At 39.1% G+C, this 25683-nt stretch carries 24 protein-coding genes and 1 tRNA gene; 6 read left to right on the forward strand and 19 right to left on the reverse strand.

Annotated features, from left to right (window positions below):
- Window positions 1–69: 69 nt before the first annotated feature.
- The 16 genes from ilvA to ilvE form a co-directional block, all read right to left on the reverse strand.
- Window positions 70–1320 carry a threonine ammonia-lyase IlvA gene (ilvA, locus tag ABD769_RS18850; protein ID WP_344852914.1) on the reverse strand — a complete coding sequence of 417 codons (1251 nt, stop codon included), beginning with the start codon at window positions 1318–1320 and terminating at the stop codon, window positions 70–72.
- Window positions 1321–1623: 303 nt separating this feature from the next.
- Entirely contained in the window at window positions 1624–2784 is a 1161-nt protein-coding gene (locus ABD769_RS18855) for a 2-isopropylmalate synthase (RefSeq protein WP_344852915.1), read from the reverse strand.
- A gap of 10 nt (window positions 2785–2794) precedes the next feature.
- Window positions 2795–3886, reverse strand: coding sequence for a 3-isopropylmalate dehydrogenase (gene leuB, locus ABD769_RS18860; RefSeq protein WP_344852916.1), 1092 nt, complete (start codon window positions 3884–3886; stop codon window positions 2795–2797).
- A gap of 4 nt (window positions 3887–3890) precedes the next feature.
- Window positions 3891–5348 (reverse strand): ATP-binding cassette domain-containing protein, encoded by a 1458-nt coding sequence (locus ABD769_RS18865; RefSeq protein ID WP_344852917.1) that lies wholly within the window; start codon window positions 5346–5348, stop codon window positions 3891–3893.
- A 77-nt stretch (window positions 5349–5425) separates the two neighbouring features.
- Window positions 5426–6013, reverse strand: a complete 588-nt coding sequence (gene leuD / locus ABD769_RS18870) for a 3-isopropylmalate dehydratase small subunit (protein WP_344852918.1) — start codon at window positions 6011–6013, stop codon at window positions 5426–5428.
- A gap of 79 nt (window positions 6014–6092) precedes the next feature.
- Window positions 6093–6386 (reverse strand): antibiotic biosynthesis monooxygenase family protein, encoded by a 294-nt coding sequence (locus ABD769_RS18875; RefSeq protein ID WP_344852919.1) that lies wholly within the window; start codon window positions 6384–6386, stop codon window positions 6093–6095.
- 102 nt (window positions 6387–6488) lie between these two features.
- On the reverse strand, window positions 6489–7895 hold the full coding sequence (leuC, locus tag ABD769_RS18880) for a 3-isopropylmalate dehydratase large subunit (protein WP_344852920.1): 1407 nt from the start codon (window positions 7893–7895) through the stop codon (window positions 6489–6491).
- 108 nt (window positions 7896–8003) lie between these two features.
- Window positions 8004–9485 (reverse strand): ketol-acid reductoisomerase, encoded by a 1482-nt coding sequence (gene ilvC / locus ABD769_RS18885; protein ID WP_316827868.1) that lies wholly within the window; start codon window positions 9483–9485, stop codon window positions 8004–8006.
- 126 nt (window positions 9486–9611) lie between these two features.
- The gene (locus tag ABD769_RS18890) at window positions 9612–10073 is read right to left on the reverse strand and encodes a DinB family protein (protein WP_344852921.1); all 462 of its coding nucleotides are present in this window, start codon (window positions 10071–10073) and stop codon (window positions 9612–9614) included.
- A gap of 13 nt (window positions 10074–10086) precedes the next feature.
- A complete protein-coding gene (locus tag ABD769_RS18895; protein ID WP_344852922.1) occupies window positions 10087–10497 on the reverse strand; it encodes a glyoxalase superfamily protein in 411 nt (136 codons plus the stop codon).
- Window positions 10498–10555: 58 nt separating this feature from the next.
- Complete coding sequence (gene ilvN / locus ABD769_RS18900; protein WP_344852923.1) at window positions 10556–11194, reverse strand: acetolactate synthase small subunit; 639 nt, start codon at window positions 11192–11194, stop codon at window positions 10556–10558.
- Between the two features lie 121 nt (window positions 11195–11315).
- A complete protein-coding gene (gene ilvB / locus ABD769_RS18905) occupies window positions 11316–13064 on the reverse strand; it encodes a biosynthetic-type acetolactate synthase large subunit (RefSeq protein ID WP_344852924.1) in 1749 nt (582 codons plus the stop codon).
- A gap of 21 nt (window positions 13065–13085) precedes the next feature.
- Complete coding sequence (locus ABD769_RS18910) at window positions 13086–13673, reverse strand: ORF6N domain-containing protein (protein WP_344852925.1); 588 nt, start codon at window positions 13671–13673, stop codon at window positions 13086–13088.
- Window positions 13674–13718: 45 nt separating this feature from the next.
- Window positions 13719–15401: a dihydroxy-acid dehydratase gene (gene ilvD / locus ABD769_RS18915; RefSeq protein WP_344852926.1), complete on the reverse strand. Its 1683-nt coding sequence runs from the start codon at window positions 15399–15401 to the stop codon at window positions 13719–13721.
- A 242-nt stretch (window positions 15402–15643) separates the two neighbouring features.
- Window positions 15644–16222: an O-methyltransferase gene (locus ABD769_RS18920; RefSeq protein WP_344852927.1), complete on the reverse strand. Its 579-nt coding sequence runs from the start codon at window positions 16220–16222 to the stop codon at window positions 15644–15646.
- 69 nt (window positions 16223–16291) lie between these two features.
- Window positions 16292–17182, reverse strand: a complete 891-nt coding sequence (ilvE, locus tag ABD769_RS18925) for a branched-chain-amino-acid transaminase (RefSeq protein WP_344852928.1) — start codon at window positions 17180–17182, stop codon at window positions 16292–16294.
- Between the two features lie 596 nt (window positions 17183–17778).
- Here ilvE and ABD769_RS18930 point away from each other — a divergent pair.
- Window positions 17779–18729, forward strand: coding sequence for an alpha/beta hydrolase (locus ABD769_RS18930; protein WP_344852929.1), 951 nt, complete (start codon window positions 17779–17781; stop codon window positions 18727–18729).
- Between the two features lie 166 nt (window positions 18730–18895).
- On the opposite strand, the gene atpC is transcribed toward ABD769_RS18930, so the two are convergent.
- Window positions 18896–19141, reverse strand: a complete 246-nt coding sequence (gene atpC, locus ABD769_RS18935) for an ATP synthase F1 subunit epsilon (RefSeq protein WP_113950937.1) — start codon at window positions 19139–19141, stop codon at window positions 18896–18898.
- An 81-nt stretch (window positions 19142–19222) separates the two neighbouring features.
- Window positions 19223–20725: a F0F1 ATP synthase subunit beta gene (atpD, locus tag ABD769_RS18940; RefSeq protein ID WP_025145829.1), complete on the reverse strand. Its 1503-nt coding sequence runs from the start codon at window positions 20723–20725 to the stop codon at window positions 19223–19225.
- Between the two features lie 161 nt (window positions 20726–20886).
- Here atpD and ABD769_RS18945 point away from each other — a divergent pair, with 161 nt between their 5' ends.
- From ABD769_RS18945 to obgE, 5 genes are all read left to right on the forward strand, one after another.
- A complete protein-coding gene (locus ABD769_RS18945) occupies window positions 20887–21795 on the forward strand; it encodes an SDR family oxidoreductase (protein WP_344852930.1) in 909 nt (302 codons plus the stop codon).
- Window positions 21796–21860: 65 nt separating this feature from the next.
- Complete coding sequence (locus tag ABD769_RS18950) at window positions 21861–22325, forward strand: redoxin domain-containing protein (protein WP_344852931.1); 465 nt, start codon at window positions 21861–21863, stop codon at window positions 22323–22325.
- Window positions 22326–22424: 99 nt separating this feature from the next.
- Window positions 22425–22498: transfer RNA gene (locus tag ABD769_RS18955), tRNA-Arg, on the forward strand.
- A gap of 417 nt (window positions 22499–22915) precedes the next feature.
- On the forward strand, window positions 22916–23491 hold the full coding sequence (locus tag ABD769_RS18960) for an adenylate kinase (protein ID WP_344852932.1): 576 nt from the start codon (window positions 22916–22918) through the stop codon (window positions 23489–23491).
- Between the two features lie 199 nt (window positions 23492–23690).
- Window positions 23691–24686, forward strand: coding sequence for a GTPase ObgE (obgE, locus tag ABD769_RS18965; protein ID WP_344852933.1), 996 nt, complete (start codon window positions 23691–23693; stop codon window positions 24684–24686).
- Between the two features lie 83 nt (window positions 24687–24769).
- Here the strand turns inward: obgE and ABD769_RS18970 are convergent, their stop codons facing one another.
- The gene (locus tag ABD769_RS18970) at window positions 24770–25516 is read right to left on the reverse strand and encodes a YdcF family protein (RefSeq protein WP_344852934.1); all 747 of its coding nucleotides are present in this window, start codon (window positions 25514–25516) and stop codon (window positions 24770–24772) included.
- Window positions 25517–25683 lie beyond the last annotated feature (167 nt).

A 25683-nucleotide genomic window follows, 5' to 3' on the forward strand; every position in this document is an offset into this window, starting at 1 on the left:
CGGCTTCGTTGCACTCCGCTCGAAATGACGGCTGGGCTTGATGTTCTTTGCGTCCTTTGCAGTTCAATGCTAAACCAAATATTCAAACAGCGTCTGATCCTGGTTCAGTTCGATAATTTCGAATTTAAAATCTTTCATACGCTGCAACAAGCTGGCATAATCATTTTTGTTAGAAAGTTCGATGCCAACCAGTGCCGGACCGTTTTCCTTATTCGTTTTTTTAATAAACTCGAAACGGGTAATGTCATCCTGCGGACCTAAAACCTCGTTTACAAATAATTTTAAAGCACCCGGTCTTTGCGGGAAACGAACAATGAAATAATGTTTCAGTCCTTCGAAAAGTAAAGATTTCTCTTTAATCTCCTGCATGCGCTCTATATCGTTGTTTCCGCCGCTAACAATACAAACCACCGTTTTGCCTGCAATCTGGTCTCTAAGTTGATCTAATGCAGCCACAGAGAGTGCTCCGGCAGGTTCAACCACAATAGCGTCTTCATTATAAAGCTTTAATATCGTGGTGCAGATTTTTCCTTCAGGAATCAAATGCATCTGATCGAGAAGTTCCTTACAATATTCGTAAGTAATGTGGCCGATGCGTTTAACCGCTGCACCATCCACAAAACGGTCTATCTCGTCTAATGTATATGGTCCGCCATGTTCCATCGCCGTAACCATCGATGGTGCGCCCAAAGGCTCAACACCAACCAGTTTTACATCAGGTTTAACGGTTTTCATATAAGCACTCACACCCGAGGCTAAACCTCCTCCGCCAACAGGCATCACCACGATGTCTAAATCAGGCAGATCTTCATAAATTTCAACACCAACCGTGGCCTGTCCTTCAATTACCTTTTCATCATCAAAAGGAGGAATAAAAGTAGCCGATTTTTCTGCACTGTAAGCAAGGGCTTCTTTCAAACAATCGTCGAAAGTATCGCCAACCAAAACCACTTCCACACTGTCGCCACCAAACATGTAGGTTTGTTTAACCTTTTGTTTAGGCGTAATTTCTGGCATAAAAATAACCCCTTTAATACCCAGTTTTTTGCATGAATAGGCTACACCCTGCGCATGGTTACCCGCACTTGCACAAACTACACCATTAGTCAAAGCATCCTGCGGTAAGGTGCTGATTTTATTGTAAGCACCACGCAATTTATAAGAGCGTACAATCTGCAGATCTTCTCTTTTTAGATAAATATTGGCATTATAATGAGCAGAAAGTCCGGCGTTAAACTCTAAAGGTGTACGTTTTACCACGCCCTTTAATCGTTGATGTGCAGATTGAAAATCTAGCGTATTTGGTGTTGTTGTGTTCATAGTTTAGTATCAAGATGTGAGATAAGAGTATCAAAACTTAAATCTCGCTTGTGTTTTTGTAAAGCAGGGTTCGGTATTTTATCGATTGCAGCAGTCCTGCTATTCGTTCCAATCTTTTTAAAACAGCTGCCTTCTGAAGAACGAAGAACCTTTTTCATCGGTTGTAGATGCTTCGTGCCTCAGCATGACATTGTATCCAAGGTGGCTGCAATTAAAAAGTATTTCCACTGCTATCAGGTTTAGGAAAGTAAAGTTGGTGCGTTAAATAAAAACGCCACCCGCTTAACTCCAAACCCTCAGCATTTATGCTAAATGCAGCGCAACCAATTGATTTAAATCGTGGTCGTTAATGCCCTGTTTGCTATCGGCCAAAACCAAAAACTGTTTGTACACAATATCCAGGTGGTCTTTTTCTAATTTATGGCCTAAACGGTCTAAATGGTGTTTTAAAGCATGGCGACCGCTTCTTGCCGTTAATACAATGGTTGCATCAGGGAAACCAACATCTTCCGGTTTAATAATTTCGTAATTTTCGCGGTTTTTTAAGAAACCATCCTGGTGGATACCGGAGCTATGTGAAAATGCATTTCCACCCACAATTGCTTTGTTCGGTTGTACCGGCATATTCATCTGGTTACGCACCATGTGGCTCATTTCGTAGAAACGGGTCGCATCAATCTGGGTATTTAAGCCCAAAACCTTATGCGTTTTCAAAATCATGACGACTTCTTCCATTGATGTATTGCCTGCACGCTCTCCGATACCGTTAATGGTACATTCTACCTGACGGGCACCATTTTGTAAGCCGGCGATAGAATTCGCTGTAGCCAGGCCCAAATCATTGTGGCAATGCACAGAGATAATGGCATTATCGATATTTTTTACATTTTCTTTCAAAAAAAGGATTTTCGAACCGTATTGGTCTGGCAAGCAATAGCCGTTGGTATCCGGAATGTTTACCACAGTTGCCCCGGCAGCAATTACGGCCTCAACCATTTTGGCTAAAAATTCAATATCGGCACGGCCGGCATCTTCAGCATAAAATTCGATATCCTCAACATATTTTTTGGCATATTTCACTGCATCAACAGCGCGCTCTAAAATATCTTCGCGGGTACTGTTAAATTTATGTTTAATGTGGAAATCGGATGCGCCGATACCCGTATGGATACGTGGTCTTTTTGCATAACGCAAAGCATCAGCAGCAACATCGATATCATTTTTGTTTGCACGGGTTAAAGCGCAGATAATCGGGTTAGTTACCGCTTTCGATAATTCGATTACGCTGTTAAAATCCCCAGGACTGGATACCGGGAAACCAGCTTCAATTACATCTACACCTAAAAGCTCGAGTGATTTTGCGATTTCTACTTTCTGGTTTGTATCTAACTGGCAGCCTGGTACCTGCTCGCCATCACGCAATGTGGTGTCGAAAATATAAACTTTGTTTGGGTCGTGAATCATAATCTTAAGTTTAGGATGTGATTAATTTTTGGGATAAGAATTTAATTACCAATTTGCCCATTTCGGCTGTGCCTAAAACTTTGAAACGGTTTGTGCTTTGGTCGGCGATATCATGTGTTCTAAAGCCGTCTTTCAACACCTGGTCGATGGTATCGACTAATAGTTTGGCTTCTTCTTTTAATCCGAAACCAATTTCTAACATTAATGCTGCCGATAGGATAGAAGCCAACGGGTTAGCCAAATCTTTACCTGCAATATCGTGTGCCGAACCGTGGATTGGCTCAAAGAAACCGGTACTTTCGCCAACAGATGCCGAAGCGAGCATACCCATTGAACCTGCAATCTGTGAAGCTTCGTCGGTTAAAATATCACCAAATAAATTGGCGGTTAACACCACGTCGAATTTTTTAGGGTTTTTGATCAGTTGCATCGCTGCATTATCGATAAACATGTGTTCGGTTTCTACATCAGGGTATTGTTTTGCAATTTCCTGAACAGTTTCGCGCCATAGGCGGGAACTCTCTAAAACATTTGCTTTATCTACTGAACATAGTCTTTTATTACGTTGTTGTGCGGCCTGGTAAGCTTTATGTGCAATACGTTCTACTTCGTAACGGTGGTAAATCATCAGATCAGAAGCAGTGTTTCTGTCTTCAGAGCGTGTTTTTTCGCCAAAGTACACATCACCGGTTAGTTCGCGGAAGAAAAGAATATCTGTCCCCCTTAAAATTTCCGGTTTAATACTCGATGCCTGAAGAAGTTCATCAAATAGTAATATCGGGCGGAGATTGGCAAATAAGCCAAGTTCTTTACGGATTTTTAAAAGGCCTTGTTCTGGTCTGACTTTTAAACTTGGATCATTATCATATTTGGCATGGCCAATTGCTCCAAAAAGGATCGCATCACTTTGTCTTGCTTTTTCTAAAGTTTCGTCTGGCAAAGGTTCGCCGGTAACTTCAATTGCCGCATGGCCCATCAGGGCTTCGTCAAATGTAAATTCGTGGCCAAAAATCTCGGCAATTTTTTCTAATGCTGCTTTTCCCCAGGTAGTAACTTCGGGACCAATACCGTCTCCAGGTATTACTAAAATGTTCTTCTTCATTGTACTAAACGTTTTCTAGTATAGTTTCGACGACTTTTACTTCGCCTTTTTCTAACAATATTCTTTTTTCTATGCAGGTTGGCAGCTGCGATTCAAAATGGCCAACATAAATCAGGGTCATCCCGTTGCTGCACAGTTCGTCAACCAGTTGGTTAAAGTGCTGCGTTTGCTGGCGGTCTAAGCCCTGGCAAGGTTCATCCAGAATTAACAATTCAGGATTTTTTATAATCGTCCGCGCTAACAATACCAATCGTTGTTTACCGAGAGGGAGTGCGGTTAATAATTCATTTTTATTTTCAGTCAGGCCAAAGTATTCCACTAATTCATCCACCTGCGTACTTTTGGTATAGGGCAACTGCTGGAACAAACCTACAGTATCGTAAAAACCGGAAGCTATACTTTGCCAAACGGTTGCTGTTGGATCGAAATACCAGTGGAATTCGGGCGATATTAAGCCGATATGCTGTTTAATGTCCCAAATGCTTTCGCCGCTTCCACGCCTGTTGCCGAACAAATAAAGTTCGTTGGCATAAGATTGCGGGTGATCGCCATTTACCAGGCTTAACAGGGTAGATTTTCCTGATCCGTTATGGCCTTGTAAAAGCCATTTTTCTCCTGCTTTAACTTCCCAGTTGATATTTTTGAGCACTTGTTTTTCGCCATAGCTAATGTTTACATTAACCATTTTTACAATATCCTGAGCGCTGTAAACAGGCGATTCTTTTAAGAAAGCCGGAATTTCTCTCCAATGGATTTCAGTCGATACACTTTGTAAAGCATCAACTTTAACCAATTGTCCGTCTTTTATTTCGGCAAATGAATTGATTGAATTTGGCAATTCGCTGTCATTACAAATCAGGATCAATTGCACCCCATCTTCAGCCGCCTGATCCAATAAAATGTTCAGGTTTTTACGCGAAGCGGCATCTAAACCAGTATAAGGCTGATCGATAATTAATAATTGTGGTTTTAACCACAAAGCTTTAACCAGTTGCAGTTTTTTATGTTCGCCACTGGATAGTTCGATTAATTGTGAACTGGCGAATGTTGCAAATCCTAATGCCTCTAAAATGGGTTCTACCTGATCGAAATGAAGTCCTTTTTCTTTGCCATAGGAAACCAATTCGGCATGAACGGTTAACGTTTCTTTGGCCTGCTGACTGGTGTAACGTTGCTGGTAATAAAAATTGGCAACACCCTCTAAATTTTTGAACTGGTACCAGCTTTCTACGTAAAGAACTTCTTTTGGGAGTTTACTCGAGTCATCGAAATTGAGCTCAACACTTCCCTGAAATGAAACTAAACCTGCAATCGCTTTTGCCAAGGAGGTTTTTCCCGTTCCGCTTTTTCCACCGATTACATAATTCTCGGTAATATTCATTTCCCAATACAAATCCTTTAGCACCACTTTGTTGTGATAACTTAAGTTTAAATCCTGTATGTGAAGGAATGGTTTAAACATTATTTTTCTCCTTTCGGGATGATTATGCTGATTTTACTTTGTCTTTCTGCTTTAGTCTTCTACCTTTTTAAAGGTTTTTACCCTCTGGCTCCTTCAAATTCTTCGATTAATTGTTTTTGGTTTAAGATGAAATCAATATCATCATAACCATTAATCAGGCATGATTTTTTGTAAGGATTAATCTCGAAAGATTCCTGAGCTCCGGTTTCTATAATGGTTATGGTTTGATTTTCAAGATCAACTTCTAACGCTGATTTTGCATTGTGATCAACCGCTTTGAAAATTTGCGCCAAAAACTCTTCACTCACCTGAATAGGCAATAAACCATTGTTTAAGGCATTTCCTTTAAAGATATCGGCAAAGAAACTGCTGATTACGGCATCAAAACCGGCATCCTGAATGGCCCATGCGGCATGCTCGCGACTACTGCCACAACCAAAGTTTTTTCCTGCAACTAGAACCTGACCACTGTAGGTTGGATTGTTCATTACAAATTCTGGCTTTGGTGTATTATCACCATTATAACGCCAATCGCGGAACAAATTTTCGCCAAAACCTTCGCGGGTGGTCGCTTTTAGAAACCGCGCAGGGATAATCTGGTCGGTATCGATGTTCTCTATGTTTAAAGGCACTACTGCCGATGTTAATTTTGTGAATTTTTTCATTTTTTAATGATGATTACACAGATTAAATGATTTCACCGATTGAGGGGCGATTTCATTGATTTAATATTTATAATAACCTTCAGTCTTCTACTCTGGTAAAGTGTTCAACTGTTGGAAAAGGATCATAAAAGTGATGTAATAACTTTTTCCAATCCTGGTATGCTGCTGATCCTCGGAAACCTTTGGTATGTGCCTCCAGTGTTTTCCAGTTTACCAGCAGGATATACTTATTTTCTACCTCTATACATTTTTGAAGCTGATGCGAAATGTAACCTTCCATTGTGGAAATGATTTTTTGCGCTTCGTTAAAAGCTTTCTCAAAATCGGCCGATAATCCGGCTTTTACATTTAGTATTGCAACTTCTAAAATCATAATTTTTCAAAATTGTCATTCTGAGGAACGAAGAATCTTTAATTTTTTTGGGCAGGTTTTTCATCGCCTGCAGATGCTTCCTTCGTCAGAATGACAGTTATTTTAAACCTTCTCCAACAAATCCCTTACATCGGTAATTTTTCCGGTTACAGCTGCTGCTGCGGCAGTAAGCGGACTGGCCAATAAGGTACGTGCATTTTGTCCCTGTCTGCCTTCGAAGTTTCTGTTCGATGTAGATACACAATATTTACCTGCAGGGATTTTATCCTCGTTCATGCCTAAACAAGCACTGCAACCTGGCTCGCGTAACTGGAAACCAGCGGCTTCGAAAATTTTATCCAAACCTTCGTTTTTAGCCTGTTGTTCTACCTGTTTCGATCCCGGAACAATCCAAACGGTAACATTATCTGCTTTGCGTTTATCTTTAACAAAATCGGCAACTTCGCGTAAATCTTCAATGCGTGAGTTGGTACAGCTTCCGATGAACACATAATCAACCGGTTTTCCGATCAAAGATGAATCGTCATCAAAGCCCATATAATCTAAAGCTTTCTGGTACGAAAGTTTTTCTTTTTCTGGTTGTGCAGCTGTTGCCGGAATATGTTCCTGAATACCCATACCCATTCCAGGGTTTGTACCATAGGTAATCATTGGAGCGATATCTGCAGCATCGAAAGTTAATATGCTGTCGAATTTGGCATCAGCATCACTATATAAAGTTTTCCAGTAGGCAAGGGCTTTATCCCATTCTTCGCCGGCAGGCGCAAATTCTCTTCCTTTAATGTAATCGAAGGTGGTTTGGTCTGGTGCAATTAAGCCACCACGCGCACCCATTTCGATACTCATGTTACAGATCGTCATACGGGCTTCCATACTCAAAGCTTCGATTGCCGAGCCTGCATATTCGATGAAATAACCGGTACCGCCAGCGGCAGAAATCTGTGCAATAATGTATAAGATAATGTCTTTTGCACCAACACCTTGTCCAAGTTCGCCGTTTACCTCAATTTTCATGGTTTTAGGTTTCGATTGCAATAAACACTGTGTTGCAAAAACCTGCTCAACCTGAGAGGTACCGATACCAAATGCGATGGCGCCGAAAGCACCGTGAGTAGAGGTATGACTATCGCCACATACCATCGTTTTTCCTGGCAGGGTAATACCCAGCTCCGGGCCGATAACGTGTACAATCCCTTGAAAAGGATGGCCTAAACCGTAAAGTTCTATGCCGAATTCTGCACAGTTTTTGGTGAGCATATCAACCTGATAGCGCGAAAGCTCTTCTTTAATCGGCAACAACTGGTTTAGGGTTGGCACATTGTGATCGGCTGTGGCTACAGTCTGCTTTGGACGGAAAACAGGTAAGCCTCTTTTGCGCAAACCATCAAAAGCCTGCGGAGAGGTTACCTCGTGTATTAAGTGTGTATCAATGTATAAAATATCAGGAAATCCTTCTTCACTTTTTACAACGTGAGCATCCCAAATTTTTTCTACTAATGTTTTTGACATTTTGACCCCCTGGCCCCCTTTAAGGGGGAAGTTAAGTTTGTAATTATTATTTTTATAAGACCTGTCCAAAGTCCCCTCTCATTTTAGGAGAGAGGAATTAGGGTGAGGTTATGCTGTTTTAATCGCCTTCATCGCGGTCATTGCCTTACGCAATGTAGCGCCGATTTGCTCTACTTCGTGTGAACGGATCGCTTCGTTAATATCGATTAATTTTCTGTTGTCAACCGCACCATCTTTACCTTCGTTAAAGTTTTTACCAACTAAATCGGTATCTACTTTCTTCATAAAATCGCCCAAAAGCGGTTTACATGCCTGATCGAATAAATAACAACCATATTCTGCAGTATCAGAAATCACGCGGTTCATTTCGAATAATTTTTTACGTGCAATGGTATTGGCAATAAGTGGTGTTTCGTGTAGCGACTCATAATAGGCCGACTCTGGTTTGATACCTGCCTGTACCATGGTTTCGAAAGCCAATTCAACACCGGCACGAACAAAAGCAACCATTAAGGTATAATTGTCGAAATATTCCTGCTCACCGATTTTTACATCACCAGCAGGTGTTTTTTCGAAAGCAGTTTCGCCAGTTTCGGCTCTCCATTTTAACAGGTTTTTATCTCCATTTGCCCAGTCTTCCATCATGGTACGGCTAAATTCGCCACTCATAATGTCATCCTGGTGTTTCTGGAATAATGGGCGCATAATATCTTTCAGTTCTTCTGAAATTTCGAAAGCTTTGATTTTAGCCACGTTGCTTAATCTGTCCATCATCGCAGTAATACCACCTTGTTTTAAGGCTTCGGTAATTACCTCAACACCGTATTGAACCAATTTAGAAGCATAACCGGCATCAATTCCTTTTTCTACCATTTTATCGAATGACAGGATAGAACCCGTTTGCAATAAACCACAAAGGATGGTTTGCTCGCCCATTAAATCAGATTTTACTTCGGCTACGAAAGAAGATTTTAATACACCTGCCCTGTGGCCACCAGTACCTACGCAATAAGCTTTAGCCTGGGCCAAGCCTTTGCCCTGAGGATCGTTTTCAGGATGAACAGCAATTAAGGTAGGAACACCAAAACCACGAACATATTCTGCTCTAACCTCGCTACCCGGGCATTTAGGCGCAACCATAATCACGGTTAAATCTTTACGGATCTGCATACCTTCTTCTACGATATTGAAACCGTGAGAATATAATAAAGTAGCACCTTCTTTCATCAAAGGCATAATTGCATTTACAACAGCGGTATGTTGTTTATCTGGAGTAAGGTTAATTACCACATCTGCATTTGGTATCAGTTCTTCATAGGTACCAACTGTGAAATTGTTTTCAGTTGCATTTTTCCACGAATCGCGTTTGCCTTCAATTGCTTCCTTACGTAAAGTGTAGCTTACATCTAAACCACTATCTCTTAAATTTAAACCCTGGTTTAAGCCTTGTGCACCACAACCTACAATTACCAGTTTTTTGCCTTTTAATGCGCTAACGCCGTCTAAAAATTCAGCACTATCCATGAAGTCGCAAACACCTAATTGGTTTAATTTTTCTCTAAGAGGTAATGTGTTAAAATAATTTGCCATTGTTTTTTATTGGTTAATTTCTAGTTTAATTATCAATTATATTTTGTTATTTCATTCGGGTTGATTGCACAGATGGTTTGATTACACAGATTTTTCATCCATTTTCCATCAGACATCTTCCATTTATTACATATACTTTTTCAGTGCCGATGCGTAACCATAATGTACGTTATCATGACCAATGGTTGTGATCAGAATTTCTTCTATGCTATTCATCTGTACGCCATAGGTAGCTGTTGTGAAAGGAGTGATGCCAAAAAATTTTCCATTTGCATAATCTGCTTTTATTTTTTCAATGCTTTCTAAAGTAATGGTTTTCAATTCTGCTACTTCTTCTTCAGTTACTATATAAGATGGCTTGGTATCCTTTTTATAATACTCGTTAAATTTTACCGAAGCAGCATCTTCCAAAATACCTGTACGCACATAACAAAGTGTTTGTGTACTCACTACAATGTGCCCGAAATTCCAGATGATGTTATTGTTATAACCATCAGGTATTTTATTCAGCTCTTCGATGGTTAAACCATCAATTAACCGGATAAAGGCCTTGCGTGAGTTTATTATAAAATCAAATACTTCGTTCATCTCGTTTTCTATCTTAATTAATGTTTTCGCTTTGGTCTTTATTCTTTAAGCTTTCATCCTCACTTAGCAACTCGTTAAAGGTGATCTTGTTAAAAAACGGATCGTTTACAGTTACAGCCCAGGTTCCGTAAAAAGTTTTTTCTAAACCTGGTCTGTTGTATTTGTACTTTTTATCAATAAGTTCCTTATGAAACTCCTTTAAACCTGTACAATCAATATGAACATGTGCACCGGGAGAACAATCGCCATGGTGCTCGCTTAAATGCAACTCAATTCCGCCGAGCGAAATCTGTAAATAAACCGGGGTGTTTTCTTCAAAAGTATGTTCCCAGTCTATTTTAAAACCCAGCCAGTTTACATAAAACTCGATTGCTTTATCGTAATCGAATATTCTTAAAATTGGTCGTACATTATTACATTTCATATTCCGTTTTTTAACCGCAAAGGCGCTAGCTTTAGTCTTTAGCCTTTTAGCTTTGCGCTTACATCGTGAAAATCTTTTCTCCTTTTTCTAAAAATTCGTTTTCTACCAATTCTTCTCCAGGTTCGATAGCTTCGAATTCTTTTAACTTTTCGTGGAAACCAGCACTATCTTTAATAATGGCCACCCTTGCAGAACGCACAAATTCAATAAGTTCGTAGGGTTCTAAAGCTTTTACTAATGCATCGGTCTCTTCGCGGTGACCGGTTACTGCAAAAACAGTATAATCTTTACGAATTACTACTGCACTTGCACCATATTGACGTAATAAACGCTCAACAGTTACTTTTTCTGCAATTTCATCTGTAGAAACTTTATAAAGTGCCAGTTCCTGCCAGATAATTTCTTCGTTGGTGTTGAAATAAACTTTTAATACCTCAATTTGCTTTTCAATCTGACGTGCAAGTTTTCTTACCACTTCGTAACCTTCCTGGATTACGATATTGAAACGGTGAATCCCGTCAATTTCTGATGGAGAGGTATTCAAACTTTCGATATTGATTTTTCTTTTCGAGAAAATAATCGCAATCCTGTTTAATAAACCGATGCGGTTTTCGGCATAAACCGTAATGGTGTATTCCTGTTTTCCGTCTAAATCGGCTTTATCTATTTTATGTTCTAATGTATTTTCAGTACTCATGATAATTTCTTTTTTACGTATTCGTCATTTCGACTTTGTGGAGAAATCTACTGTTAAAGAAAGATCTCTCCGTTTCGCTGCGCTACAGTCGAGATGACGATACGCTAGCTTTTACCTTCCTTTACTTCAACCTGATTTCGCTTACACTCATTCCTTGTGGAACCATTGGGAAAACGTTGTTTTCTCTTCCAACCATTACCTCTAATAAGTAAGAGCCTTCGTGGTTGATCATGGTTTCTAAAGCCTGCCTTAAATTTGCACGCTCGTCTACTTTGCTTGCTTCGATGTAGTAAGATTTGGCTAAAGCCACAAAATCAGGACTGGTGATGTTTACAAAAGAATAGCGCTTATCATGGAATAGCTGTTGCCATTGACGAACCATACCCAAGAAACGGTTGTTGAGGATCATGATTTTAACAGCTGCACCAAACTGCATGATGGTACCTAATTCCTGGGGCGTCATCTGGAAACCACCATCACCAATAATGGCAATAACCGTTTTATCAGGTGCACCATATTTAGCGCCAATAGCAGCCGGTAAACCGAAGCCCATGGTACCCAAACCACCAGAAGTGATGTTGCTACGGGTATTGTTGAATTTTGCGTAACGGCAGGCCACCATCTGGTGCTGACCAACGTCGGTAACAATTACGGCATCGCCACCGCAAATTTCGTTGATGTTGCGCAATACTTCACCCATGGTCATTTCATCACCTGTTGGGTAAAGTTCAGGCGTAATAACCTGATCAATTTCCTCCTGGTTATACTGTCTGAATTTAGCTAACCAATCTTCGTGTTTATTTTCGTTAACTAAATTGGTTAACAGGGGTAATGTTTCTTTACAATCGCCCCAAACACCTACTTCTGCTTTAACATTTTTATCAATTTCTGCAGGATCGATATCCAAATGCACAACTTTAGCTTGTTTTGCATATTTATCTAAACGGCCGGTTACGCGGTCGTCAAAACGCATACCGATGGCAATAATTACATCAGCCTCATTGGTTAACACATTTGGCCCATAATTACCATGCATGCCCAACATACCTACGTTTAAAGGGTGTGAAGTTGGAATAGCACCTTCGCCCATAATGGTCCAGGCTGCTGGAATTCCGGTTTTATTGATAAAAGCTTTAAATTCTTCTTCAGCTTTGCCTAAAACAACGCCTTGTCCAAACAAAATGAATGGTTTTTTAGCTGAATTAATTAATTCAGCCGCCTGCTCAATATATTCGATTCTAACTTTTGGTTTCGGACGGTAACTGCGGATGTGGTTGCATTTTACATATTCAGGAAATTCCTCTAACTGTAATTGTGCATTTTTGGTAATGTCGATTAAAACAGGTCCTGGCCTTCCGCTTTTAGCAATGTAAAAAGCTTTAGCCAATACTTCCTGGATTTCTTTGGCATCAGTAACCTGGTAGTTCCATTTGGTAACCGGTGTGGTAATGTTGATTACATCGGTTTCCTGAAAAGCATCAGTACCTAATAAATGTGCAAAAACCTGTCCGGTGATACAAACTAAAGGCGTGCTATCAATCTGAGCATCAGCTAAACCGGTAACCAGGTTGGTTGCACCTGGTCCGCTGGTTGCGAATACAACACCCACTTCGCCGCTGGCCCTTGCAAAACCCTGAGCTGCATGGATACCACCTTGTTCATGGCGGACTAATATATGTTCTAATTTATCGGCATAATCGTAAAGGGCATCATAAATAGGCATGATTGCTCCACCCGGATAACCGAAAATGGTGGTTACACCTTCTTCAATTAATCCATTCAACAAAACCTGCGAGCCTGTTCCTTTAAAGGTTTTTGAGGTTTCTGCTTTCGCCTCGGTTTGTTGTATTGTTTCTTGTGCAGTTTCCATAGTTATGTTTTTGCGGTTCTATTATTCTTTAATTTTAAACCCAATTCTTTCTCTGTCATTCCACTTTATCTGAGCAATTTTCTCGTCGATTAAATTTTCCATTGCATCGTAAAGTTCGTTTAGCTGAATGTCGTGCTCACCAATCCGTTCTTTAATTTCTGTTAACTGTTCGTTAATGTTGCCTTGTTTCAGCAAAATTTTGCGGACATCAACAAAGGCCCTCATAATGGCAATGTTCATGTTAATGGCTTTGTCGCTATTTACAACACCGCTTAACATGGCTACCCCTTGCTCTGTAAAAGCGTATGGCAACTTTCTGGTGCCGCCCCAACTTGAAGTCACAAATTGTGACTTCAAGTTGGGTTGATCTTTTATCACAATTTGTGATGCACCCTGGTTAATTGCTTCTGTTTGAAATTTTACATTTTCAAACTCTGCCAGAGTCAACTGGAACATAAAATCATCAGGGAAACGCTTTATATTACGTTTTACCGCCTGATTTAATACTCTTGTCTCCACTTCGTACAGTAATGCCAGATCGAAATCCAACATTACTCTTTCTCCCCGGATTTCATAAATCCTGTTCTGAATACTTTTAATTATTTGCATAATCTGTTTTTTTAATCAATTAATCCCGGGGATGATTTTTTGATTTTAGTATTCGTCGGTTACGCAGCCACTAGCTGCATCCGACACTGTTTTAGCGTACTTATATAAAACACCTTTTGTTACTTTTAATGCTGGCTGAACATAGTTTTTTCTACGCTCGGCGATCACTTCGTCGCTAACCTTTAAATTAATGGTATTATTTACTGCATCAATTTCAATGAGGTCGTCATCTTGCACTAATCCAATTAAGCCACCTTTGTAGGCCTCCGGAGTAATGTGGCCAACCACAAAGCCATGTGTACCGCCCGAAAAGCGACCATCGGTAATTAATGCAATTGATTTACCTAAACCGGCACCGATAATCAGCGAGGTTGGCTTTAACATTTCAGGCATACCAGGTGCGCCTACAGGCCCCTCATTTTTAATTACGACAACATCACCTGGTTTAATTCTCCCAGAGGAAATTCCGGCAACTAAATCACGTTCGCCATCAAATACACGAGCAGGACCTTCGAATCTTTCACCTTCTTTACCTGATATTTTGGCTACAGAACCTTTTTCGGCTAAATTGCCATAAAGGATTTGTAAATGACCGGTTGCCTTGATAGGCTCGCTTAATTTTTGAACGATTTTCTGATCGTAATCCATAATCGATTTTACATCAGCCAAATTCTCAGCTACGGTTTTTCCGGTTACGGTTAAGCAATCGCCATGCAATAAACCTTCATTTAATAAATATTTTAATACTGCAGGGATACCACCATATTGATGTAAATCCTGCATTAAGTATTTCCCGCTTGGTTTAAAATCGGCAAGTACCGGTGTTACATCACTCATTTTCTGGAAATCATCCTGCGTAATTTCTACACCGATGGCTTTTCCCATGGCAATAAAGTGCAAAACAGCATTTGTACTACCACCTAATATAATGATTGAACGGATTGCATTTTCGAATGCTTTTCTCGTCATGATATCAGATGGTTTAATATCTTTTTCCAGTAAAACTTTAATGTATTTACCCGCATCCAGACATTCCTGTTTTTTCTCGGGGCTTACTGCAGGGTTTGAAGAAGAATAAGGTAAACTCATTCCTAAAGCCTCAATAGCCGAAGCCATTGTGTTTGCGGTGTACATTCCACCACAGGCACCGGCACCAGGACAGGTATGTTTAATGATGCCCTGATAATCTTCCTCAGAAAGGTTACCACAGATTTTTTGTCCCAAAGCTTCGAAAGCCGAAACAATATTCAATTCTTCACCTTTATAATGGCCGGGAGCAATTGTACCACCATAAACCATAATAGAAGGGCGATCTAAACGGGCCATGGCCATGATGGCGCCCGGCATATTTTTATCACAACCAGGAATAGAGATAATTCCATCATAATATTGTCCACCACAAATGGTTTCGATGCTATCTGCAATTACATCGCGGCTTACAAGCGAGTAACGCATCCCGTCGGTACCATTACTCATTCCATCGCTCACGCCAATGGTATTAAAAACCAAGCCGACTAAATCATTTTTCCAGACCCCCGCTTTGACGTCTTTTGCAAGGTCGTTTAAGTGCATGTTGCAGGTGTTACCATCGTAGCCCATGCTTGCAATACCCACCTGTGCCTTCGCCATATCAGCATCGGTTAAACCAATTCCATAAAGCATAGCCTGTGCTGCCGGTTGTGTTGGATCTTGTGTAAATGTTTTACTGTACTTGTTTAATTCGCTCATTGTTTAAAATGTATATTCTGGTTCTGTTAGTTGTAAATATTTTGAGGCAAAAAAAAACCGCCTCGTTTCGGAGGCGGTTTCGATAGGGTATATTTTATATTATACGCAACGATTTCCACCTCTCTTTTGAGAAATGACAATAATTAAGTTGCTAATAATGTTTGTGTTTATATTCATGTCTTCGACTGAATCACAAACATACTAACTTATTAAAAACTGCAAAGAACTATTTTATTATTTCTCTATTTTTTTACTCCGACTACAATCCCTGTAGCCCAAACCTGTTTGGTAAGGTGCAGATCATCCCGGGATTCTAAATCTTTAATCAGCTTAATTGCTTTTTCCTGATGTCCTTCAGGCCAGTTTTGCTGAGGCAACATATCATCAATTATATAAAGACCACCTTTGTTCAGCATGGCAATGGCTTGGTCCAAAAGCAAATATTTTCCATGCCAGGTATCGGCAAATATGTAATCAAATTTTTTGTCTTTATTCTTTTCAATCCACTCGGCACCATCGGTATCAACTAAAGTTAAACGATCATCATTGCCAAGAAAATCTTTCGCAATCGCTAAAAATTTAGCGTCGTTATCTATAGAAGTCAATTTACTGCCCTGGTCGAGGCCATCCAGTATCCACGAAGTAGATAAACCTGTTCCTGTGCCAAGCTCTAAAAATCTGCCCGAAGGTTTAGATGCAGCAAGCGTTTTAAGCAAAGAGCAGGTTAACACATCCGAAGCCATATCAAATCCCGAAGCCTTAGTAGCCGCATTGATCTGCTGGTAAGCTTTAGGGTAATTTTGATTGATTTCTTCAGTCATTGGTTTGGTTTTATTGTTGACTTTTTTATTCGTTTCTCTACTTCGGACTCCTGACTTACCGAGTTCGGACTATATTATCACCTCGTAATTCACTTTTTCCAGCACCAGGTTTTTATAGGCCCGTTGTATGGTATAGCCAATTGATTCTCTCCACAAAGGGCGAAAAACAATATCGTCAATTGAGGCAATGCCTGCTATTTCGGTTGCTGTTCCGCATAAGAAAGCACTATCGGCCTTTTTTAAATCCTCAACAGTTAATTTTTTCTCAATGCACTCAATATCCAATACATTACAAAGTTCTTTAACGGTTGCACGTGTAATGCCTGGTAAAATGTTTCCTAGTGAAGGCGTATATAACTTACCATCTTTTTCGAGGAAGATATTTGCTCCCGATGCCTCTGCTACAAAACCATGCATATCCAAAAGCAAAGCTTCGTCGTAACCTTTAATATTTGCTGCTGTGGTTGCTAAAATGGAGTTGACATAATTTCCGCTCAACTTTGCTTCCATTGGAGTTGATTTAGGATTTGGCCTTTCGTAATCCGAAATGGTTAATTTTAATAATTTGTTGCCCGAATAAGCATCCCATTCCCAGGCACAGATTAATATGGAAACCCCGTTTGGCTCATTCAGCTTCATGTTTGGGTGGCAAAATACCAGCGGACGGATATAAGCATCTTTCAGTTTGTTTAACTGAAGCAATTTATAGGTTGCAGCAATTAGTTCCTGTTTATCCCATGGAAAAGGAATGTTTGCCAACTGGCATGAACGCTCTAAACGATCGAAATGGGCAGCAGCTTTAAAAATGCGGTTACCATTGTGCGTTTTATAGGCTCTGATACCTTCGAAAGCAGCATAACCGTAGTGCAGCGATTGCCCGTAAAGATCAGTGTTGCTATTTACAGCTTTCTCAAACTTTCCATCAAGGTAAATAATCGTATTAGAATTATAGTATTTCATAATACTGTGTTTTGTTATTTAAAAAAAGCGTCCCGTTTGTATCGGGACGCTTTAGGTATATTTAGTTTTTTTAAATCTATTTAAAAGCTGCCCATTTTCTTACTCCATAAAATATTTAAGAGTAGGAGGTTAAGTAAAATGACTGGTAACAACACAATATACCTGGCTGCATTTGCAGTTGTATAGGTAGTAAATGTGTTATTTTGAGTTGTCATTCTTATCTTATTGTTTATAAAACCAATTTAGTTTTTGGTTCATTAATATGCAAGAGAAATCATAAAAAAGTTAAATCGGAACATTATTCTTTTATTTGTATTTAAAACAGAATTTTATTCTTAATAGGAGTTTGGTTAGTTATTTAATGCCGGCAGCTGTAGACTAAATATCAAAACGGTATATGGTATGTTTGTTATGCTTGCATTGTAAATTTTCTGTTTTTCTGCCTAAAATGGGTAAAAGTGCTCAGAAAATTGAAAATTTGGTTGGTAAAATTGAAGAAATTATTATTGACTTTAAGTGAGAAATCAATACATACTTATATCAGTTTTGTTGCTTATTGGAAATAGTTATGTAATTTGATTCTATAAAACCTACCTATGATAAAAAATAATTTATTTGTGATGTTGTTGATCCTATTGTGTGCTGCTTGTTCTTCACCAGATTCAACGCTTAAGCTTAAAGCTGGCAACCATACAGTTTTGACTTCAGATAGTATAAAATTATCGGTTAAAGTAGCTGGTAAGGGACCTGTTTGTATCTATCTGCATGGCGGGCCTGGTCAGGATTTCCTTTCCTTTGAAAAGATGGGTGGTGCAAATCTGGAGAAATGCCTAACTATGGTTTATTTCGATCAAAGAGGATCAGGGCATTCGCAAAATGCGGGTAACTATAGTTTAAATCGGGTTGTGCAAGATATTGAAGAGCTGCGGTTAAAATTGGGTGTAGAAAAAGTGTATTTACTCAGCCATTCATTTGGTGGGGTTCTGGCGATTAATTATGCGTTAAAATATCCTGAACACTTAACTGGTATCATCATGGCCAATACAATTGCCCATTTTATGAATTCAAATCAGATGCAGGAACAAATTGAATATGGGTACGGGCTATTAAAAAGGGATACCACTATAAATGAAACGAATTTTAAAAAATTAATGAGTAGCGCGGCTTTAGTCCGAAAAAAGTTAAGTGCAGCTCATCTTGGGTATAAATACATTGCCAATAATGTGAATACGATTATCAAAATGGACAGCATCGAAAATTCTTATAAGCGTACATCAGATTTCGGAATGATGCTTTTTATGCCGTTGGTAGATAGTACAAAAGTTCAGCAATACCCTGAATATTTTAAGGATTACGCCTTGTTAACCGATAAAATTAAAATTCCGGCTTTAATTATAACAGGGAAGGAAGATCACGCTGTTGGACCGGATTATTATAAAAATTATAAGTTTATCAATCAGAAAGTGGTGCAGTTAGCTGGTTCGCACATGCTCTATTATGAAAACAATAAAGAATTTATTGCTGCGGTTTGCGGGTTTGTTAAGTAACAACTATAATAATAGCTTTTTTGTGTAATGTATGTTTACTGCAAAATAGACCCTGAAATAAATTCAGGGTGACGATGCTGATTTTAATTTTTTGAAACTTTAAGTTAAACAAAAAAGCCTCCCGATTTTTAAATCGGGAGGCTTTATAAATGAGTTAACCTTTTGTTTAAGCGATACCTTCTGCTAAAACCACAACTTTGTTGTGGATCGCTTCAACTACACCGCCTTTGATAAAAAAGCGTTGCTCATCGGCTTTGTTTGCTTTTATAATAACTTCTCCATCTTCTAAAGTAGAGATGATAGCGGCGTGGTCTTTTAAAATCTGAAAAGAACCTAAAGTACCAGGCACCGTAACCGCAGTTACTTCACCTTCGAAAACTTTTTTATCTGGAGTTAATATTTCTAAATTCATTTTGAATAGATTTGAGATTTGAGATATAAGATTTGAGACCAAGTCCCTCTCATATCTCATATCTAGTGTCTCACGTCTCTCTTAGTTCGCTTCTGCTAATAATTTTTTACCTTTTTCGATCGCATCTTCAATGCTACCAACTAAGTTAAATGCAGCTTCAGGATACTCATCAACTTCACCATCCATGATCATGTTAAATCCTTTAATGGTATCTTTAATGTCAACCAATACGCCTTTTAAGCCTGTAAATTGCTCAGCTACGTGGAAAGGCTGAGATAAGAAACGTTGAACACGACGTGCTCTTGATACTACTAATTTATCTTCTTCAGATAATTCGTCCATACCTAAGATCGCGATGATATCCTGTAATTCTTTATAACGTTGTAAAGTTTCTTTAACGCGTTGTGCAGTGTTATAGTGCTCATCACCTAAAACAGCAGGAGAAAGGATACGTGAAGTAGAATCCAGTGGATCTACCGCAGGATAAATACCTAGCTCAGCAATTTTACGAGAAAGTACTGTAGTTGCATCTAAGTGGGCAAAAGTTGTTGCCGGAGCCGGGTCAGTTAAATCATCCGCAGGTACATATACCGCTTGTACTGATGTAATTGATCCGCGTTTTGTTGAAGTAATACGCTCCTGCATTAAACCCATCTCAGTTGCCAATGTTGGCTGGTAACCTACTGCTGATGGCATACGACCTAACAGCGCCGAAACCTCAGAACCTGCCTGGGTAAAACGGAAGATGTTATCAACGAAGAAAAGGATATCTTTTCCAGCGCCTTCGCCATCACCGTCACGGAAATATTCAGCAACAGTTAATCCTGATAATGCCACACGTGCACGTGCACCAGGAGGCTCGTTCATTTGTCCGAAAACCAATGTTGCTTTAGATTCTTTTAATTTTTCAGTATCAACAGCTTTCAAATCCCATCCACCTTTTTCCATTGAGTGCAAGAATTCGTCGCCATAGTTGATTACACCTGATTCGATAAACTCACGAAGTAAATCGTTACCCTCACGAGTACGCTCACCAACACCTGCGAATACTGATAAACCAGCATAAGCTTTAGCGATGTTGTTTACCAACTCCATAATTAATACTGTTTTACCTACACCAGCACCACCGAATAAACCGATTTTACCACCTTTTGCATATGGCTCTAATAAATCGATTACTTTAATACCTGTAAAAAGTACTTCAGTTTCAGTAGATAAATCTTCAAACTTAGGAGGAGTAGCGTGGATAGGACGACCATCAGTTTTATCAACTGCATTAATACCGTCAATCGCTTCACCAACTACATTAAATAAACGACCTTTAATCTGGTCGCCAACTGGCATTTTAATCGCAGCGCCAGTATCAACTACTTTCATACCACGAACCAAACCATCTGTAGAGTCCATTGAAATTGCACGTACACGGTCTTCACCTAAGTGCTGTTGAACTTCTAAAACAATTTTTTGTCCATTTTCTTTCGTTATCTCTAACGCATCAAAAATTTTAGGTAGATGGGCATCATCAGCAAAGCTAACGTCAACCACTGGGCCGATAATTTGTGCTATTTTTCCTAAGTTAGGCATATCTGTTGTGAGTAAATTTATTACAGTCAATGAATTAAAGCTGTTTATAGGGGCTCCAATTCGGTTGGCAAAGTTAAGTTATTCTTACTGAATTTTAAATATATATTATAAAATTTTTTAACACGGTTTTAATAGATAATTTAGAGGCTTAATAAGGGCTTATGAAAACCATTTTAACAACAGGCAGTAACGGCCTTTTGGGGCAGAAATTAACGGAAAAAGTTTTGGCGGAGGGGAGGGTAAAATTAGTTGCCACTTCCAAAGGACTAAACCGATATCCTGTTAAAGAAGGTTACGAATATGCAGAAATGGATATTTTAGATGCGGAGCAGGTTAAAAACGTTGTCAGAAAGTACCGGCCTGATGCGGTAATCCACACGGCAGCAATGACGAATGTTGATACTTGTGAAGCGAATAAAGCATTATGCCATCAGCTTAATGTTGATGCTGTACACACTTTAATATCTATATGCGAAGAAAACAACATCCAGCTGATTCATTTAAGTACCGATTTTGTTTTTGATGGTGCCGATGGGCCTTATCAGGAAAATGATCCTGTTAACCCGGTAAGTTATTATGGCGAATCGAAGGTGTTGGCCGAAACGCTGATCAAAGATTCAAAAGCAAACTGGTCCATATTAAGAACGATCCTGGTTTATGGGATTACCAATGATATGAGCCGGAGCAATATTGTGCTGTGGGCAAAGGGCGCATTAGAAAAAGCATCTCCTGTAAATGTAGTGAACGATCAATGGCGTATGCCTACCCTAGCCGAAGATCTGGCTGAGGCCTGTTTGTTAGCTGTTGAGAAAAATGCCGGTGGAGTATATCATATATCGGGCAAAGATTACATGAGTATTGCAGATTTAGTGCGGAAAGTTGCCGATTATTGGGGCCTTGATAAAACATTTATAAACGAAATCAGTTCGGCAAGTTTAAACCAAACAGCTAAGCGGCCAATTAAAACTGGTTTCGTGCTCGATAAAGCGATTAAAGATTTAGGTTACAATCCACACTCTTTTGAAGAGGGCTTAAAGATTTTAGATGAACAAATGAAAGGACAGTTTTAAGTAGTGAGCCTTGAAACAATGAAGCAATTAAAACATTTAACAATATACATTAACTAAAAAATATAATGGCATTACAAATTGGCGATACCGCCCCTGATTTTAAACTATACAGTTCTGATTTAACAGAAATTTCTCTTTCCGGGTTTAAAGGCAAAAAAGTAGTTATTCACTTTTTCCCGATGGCTTTTACCGGAACCTGCACCGAACAATTATGTACCATGAGGGATAATTTCAGTTATTATGAGGGCATCGATGCACAGGTAATCGGTATTTCTGTTGATTCTCCATTCTCTTTGGCCAAATTTAAAGAGGAGCAAAATTACCAGTTTCCTTTGCTGTCTGATTTTAACAAAGAAGTATCTGCAGCTTTTGGTGCATTTTATGATGAATTTGCCTTCGGATTAAAAGGAGTTTCGAAAAGAGCGGCATTTGTAATCGATGAAGAAGGAAAAATTGCATATGCTGAAGTTTTGGAAAATGCAAAGGATTTACCTGATTTCAAAGCAATTAATGAAGCACTAGGTGCATAAAGCTTAAATTGCAGAGATTATTTTGAGATTTTTTTTAAAATTTAATTGGAAATTAAAATATCAAATTATACCTTTGCAGTCCGTTAACGATACGGAAATGCATTTGTAGCTCAATTGGATAGAGCATCTCACTACGGATGAGAAGGTTTGGGGTTCGAATCCCTACAAGTGCACAAAAAAAGGATTTCATTTTATGAGATCCTTTTTTGCTTTACAAGCTTTTCAGGTATTTTTTATGCTGATTAAAGCAAAGTATTTCCAATTCATATTTTATAGTCAGTAACCTCTTTATTCTCAGCTTCGGATAAATCTTAAAGGTATTATTTGGCGGGCAGACTCACAATTTCAAGAATATTCTGTAAAATATTAAAATTGCACAAGATTCTTTGCAGAATAAGATAAATGTCATCAAAATGGCCCTTTTTTAAATAAATTATCAATTATAAATGGCATCTAAATTAATAATTATATATTTGCAGCCTTGAAAGTAAGCAATGTCTAATCCTATTAATCAGTGATTTGAACCTTACTTTTAACAGAGCCATAGGAATAAGGCTTTTTTAATTTTGAAGACAACCTAAACAACTTGAATGCTTAATTTAGTTCTCTTTGGCCCTCCAGGGGCGGGTAAAGGCACCCAATCTGAAAAGCTGATTGCAAAATATCAGTTGGTACACGTTTCAACAGGCGATCTTTTTAGAGCACACGTTAAAGGAGAAACCGAATTAGGAAAAAAAGTTAGTCAATTGTTAGCTGACGGAGAATTGGTACCTGATGCGATTACAATTGCCATGCTGGAAGAAGAGGTAGATAAAAATCCTGATGCGAAAGGATTTGTGTTTGATGGTTTTCCGCGTACCGTTCCACAAGCGATAGAGCTTGATTTATTTTTAGAGCGCAAAGGCAGTAAAATTGCAGGCGTAATCGCATTAGATGTAGATCAGGACGAATTAACAAAGCGTATTGCTGAGCGCCATAAAGTGAGTGGCCGACCAGATGATGACGCTGAAAAACTAAAAAAACGTATTTCAGAATACTTTGATAAAACCATCCATGTGCTGCCTTACTACGAGGAGCAGGGGAAATTAAACAAGGTAAACGGAATTGGCGAAATAGAAACGGTATATAACGATCTTTGCGCAGTAATTGATCAGTATAAAGTTTAAGTAGCAGTATTAGATATCGAGTATTAAAACGCAGATATCAAATATCAATTATTAATCAAATGGTATCGGGTTAATCTGTTAACCGGATCATATTTCAAAAACATACAAAGAGTTATAATGTTAAAACGTTATAACTCTTTAATTTTAAAGGAATTGTCATCTTAAAATTCCCAACATTAAAACATTTCAACAATAATATATGTCACAGGGTTCGAATTTCGTAGATTATGTAAAAATTTGTTGCCGTTCGGGTAAGGGCGGGGCAGGATCGGCACATTTACATCGTGATATTTTAACATCCATGGGCGGACCTGATGGTGGTGATGGCGGTCGCGGTGGCCACATTATCGTTAAAGGCAGCATCCACATCTGGACATTATTACACCTGAAATACCGTAAACACATCATTGCCGAAGATGGTGGCGCTGGTGGTAGCTCGCATAAATTTGGCAAACAGGGTAAAGATGAAATCCTGGAAGTTCCGCTCGGCACCATCGCTAAAGATGCTGAAACCGGAGAAGTGCTTTTCGAAATTACCAAAGATGGCGAAACCAAAATTTTAACGGCCGGTGGTCGTGGCGGTTTAGGTAATGCGCATTTTAAAAATTCAGTGCAGCAAACGCCACGTTTTGCACAACCTGGTGAGCAGGGGCAAGAGGTTTGGAACATTTTAGAATTAAAAGTTTTGGCCGATGTAGGCTTGGTGGGTTTCCCGAATGCCGGTAAATCTACTTTGCTTTCTGTAGTTTCTGCCGCTAAGCCGGAAATTGCCGATTATCCCTTCACTACCATTGTTCCTAATTTAGGTATTGTAAGTTATAGGGGAGGAAAATCTTTTGTAATGGCCGATATCCCGGGGATTATCGAAGGTGCGTCAAAAGGTAAAGGCTTGGGCTACCGTTTCTTACGCCACATAGAGCGTAACTCAGTGCTGTTATTTATGGTTCCGGCCGATACCAGCCGTTCAATTAAAGAAGAATACGAAATCCTTAAAAGCGAACTGGAATCATACAATCCCGAACTGATGCAAAAACCACACGTTTTAGCCATTACCAAATCAGATATGCTGGATGACGAACTGATGGATGAAATGAAACAGGACCTGCCGGGTATTCCATCCATATTTATTTCTTCAGTAGCCGAAAAAAATATTCTGGAGCTAAAAGATATGCTTTGGAAAGCGATAGAGGGATAACTTTTTTAGGTTAACTGTATAAATTGGTTAACCGGTTAATTGTAGAACTATAGCATACAGTTAACCGATTAACCCAAAAACGGTTAACGTCTATAGCGGTCTACAGCCAAACCAATCCATTCTTTAAATAACATTTCCCATGTACCTAATGCAGATGTATTGGGGATGATGAAATCGCCTAATTCAAATTCAGTACCTCTTGAAAAATTGGTGGGATAATATTCAATTTTATGCTTCGCTTGCTTGTCGAAAATGATTTTGGCTCTTGGAATGTGCCAGGCACTGGTAATCACCAGAATTTTGGCCTTTGGATTCTTTTTTGCAATCAGTGCTAAACTATACCGTGCATTTTCGATGGTATTTCTGCTCTGGTTTTCAATCAGTATGGCCGAATCGGGGATACCGATCAGCTTTAAATATTTTAAGGCCAGATTAGCTTCTTTAACCTCTTTATCAATCAGGTTTGCGCTTCCGCTACTTAGCAAAATCTGTTTAATCTGTCCTTTTTTATATAAAGCAATTGCCTGGAATAACCGATCGCTGGTCCAGTTAAAAGCAATTTCATTATTTCGTTTATTTAGGCCCGAAAAGCCTCCAAGTACAATCCCTACATCATATTGCTGATTTTTAGGATAACCAGCTTCATAACTGTTTATTATTTTGCCGGCAATAAAACCGTTCGAAAAGAAGAAAAAAACAATTAGACTTAATATTAAAAATTGTTTCTTCCTTTTTGGGGATTTGACTGCCAGGGCTAAAATTAAAAGCACACCAACCCATAAAATGGGCTTGATCAGGAACAATAATATTTTGGAGAGGATAAAAAACATGTGAAGCTATTTTCCGGTAAAGCTAAGAAATTACCCTGGCAAGCCCGTCATTTCGAGTTGACCCGATAGCGCTCTCCACTCCGCAATGCTTCGGTCGGGGTGACGGCCGTTTTGTGATTTGTAGTTACCTTATCAGGCTATATACTAAACTAAGGTGACCTCGTATG

It is taken from the genome of Pedobacter jeongneungensis (assembly GCF_039538295.1).
GTDB lineage: Bacteria > Bacteroidota > Bacteroidia > Sphingobacteriales > Sphingobacteriaceae > Pedobacter > Pedobacter jeongneungensis.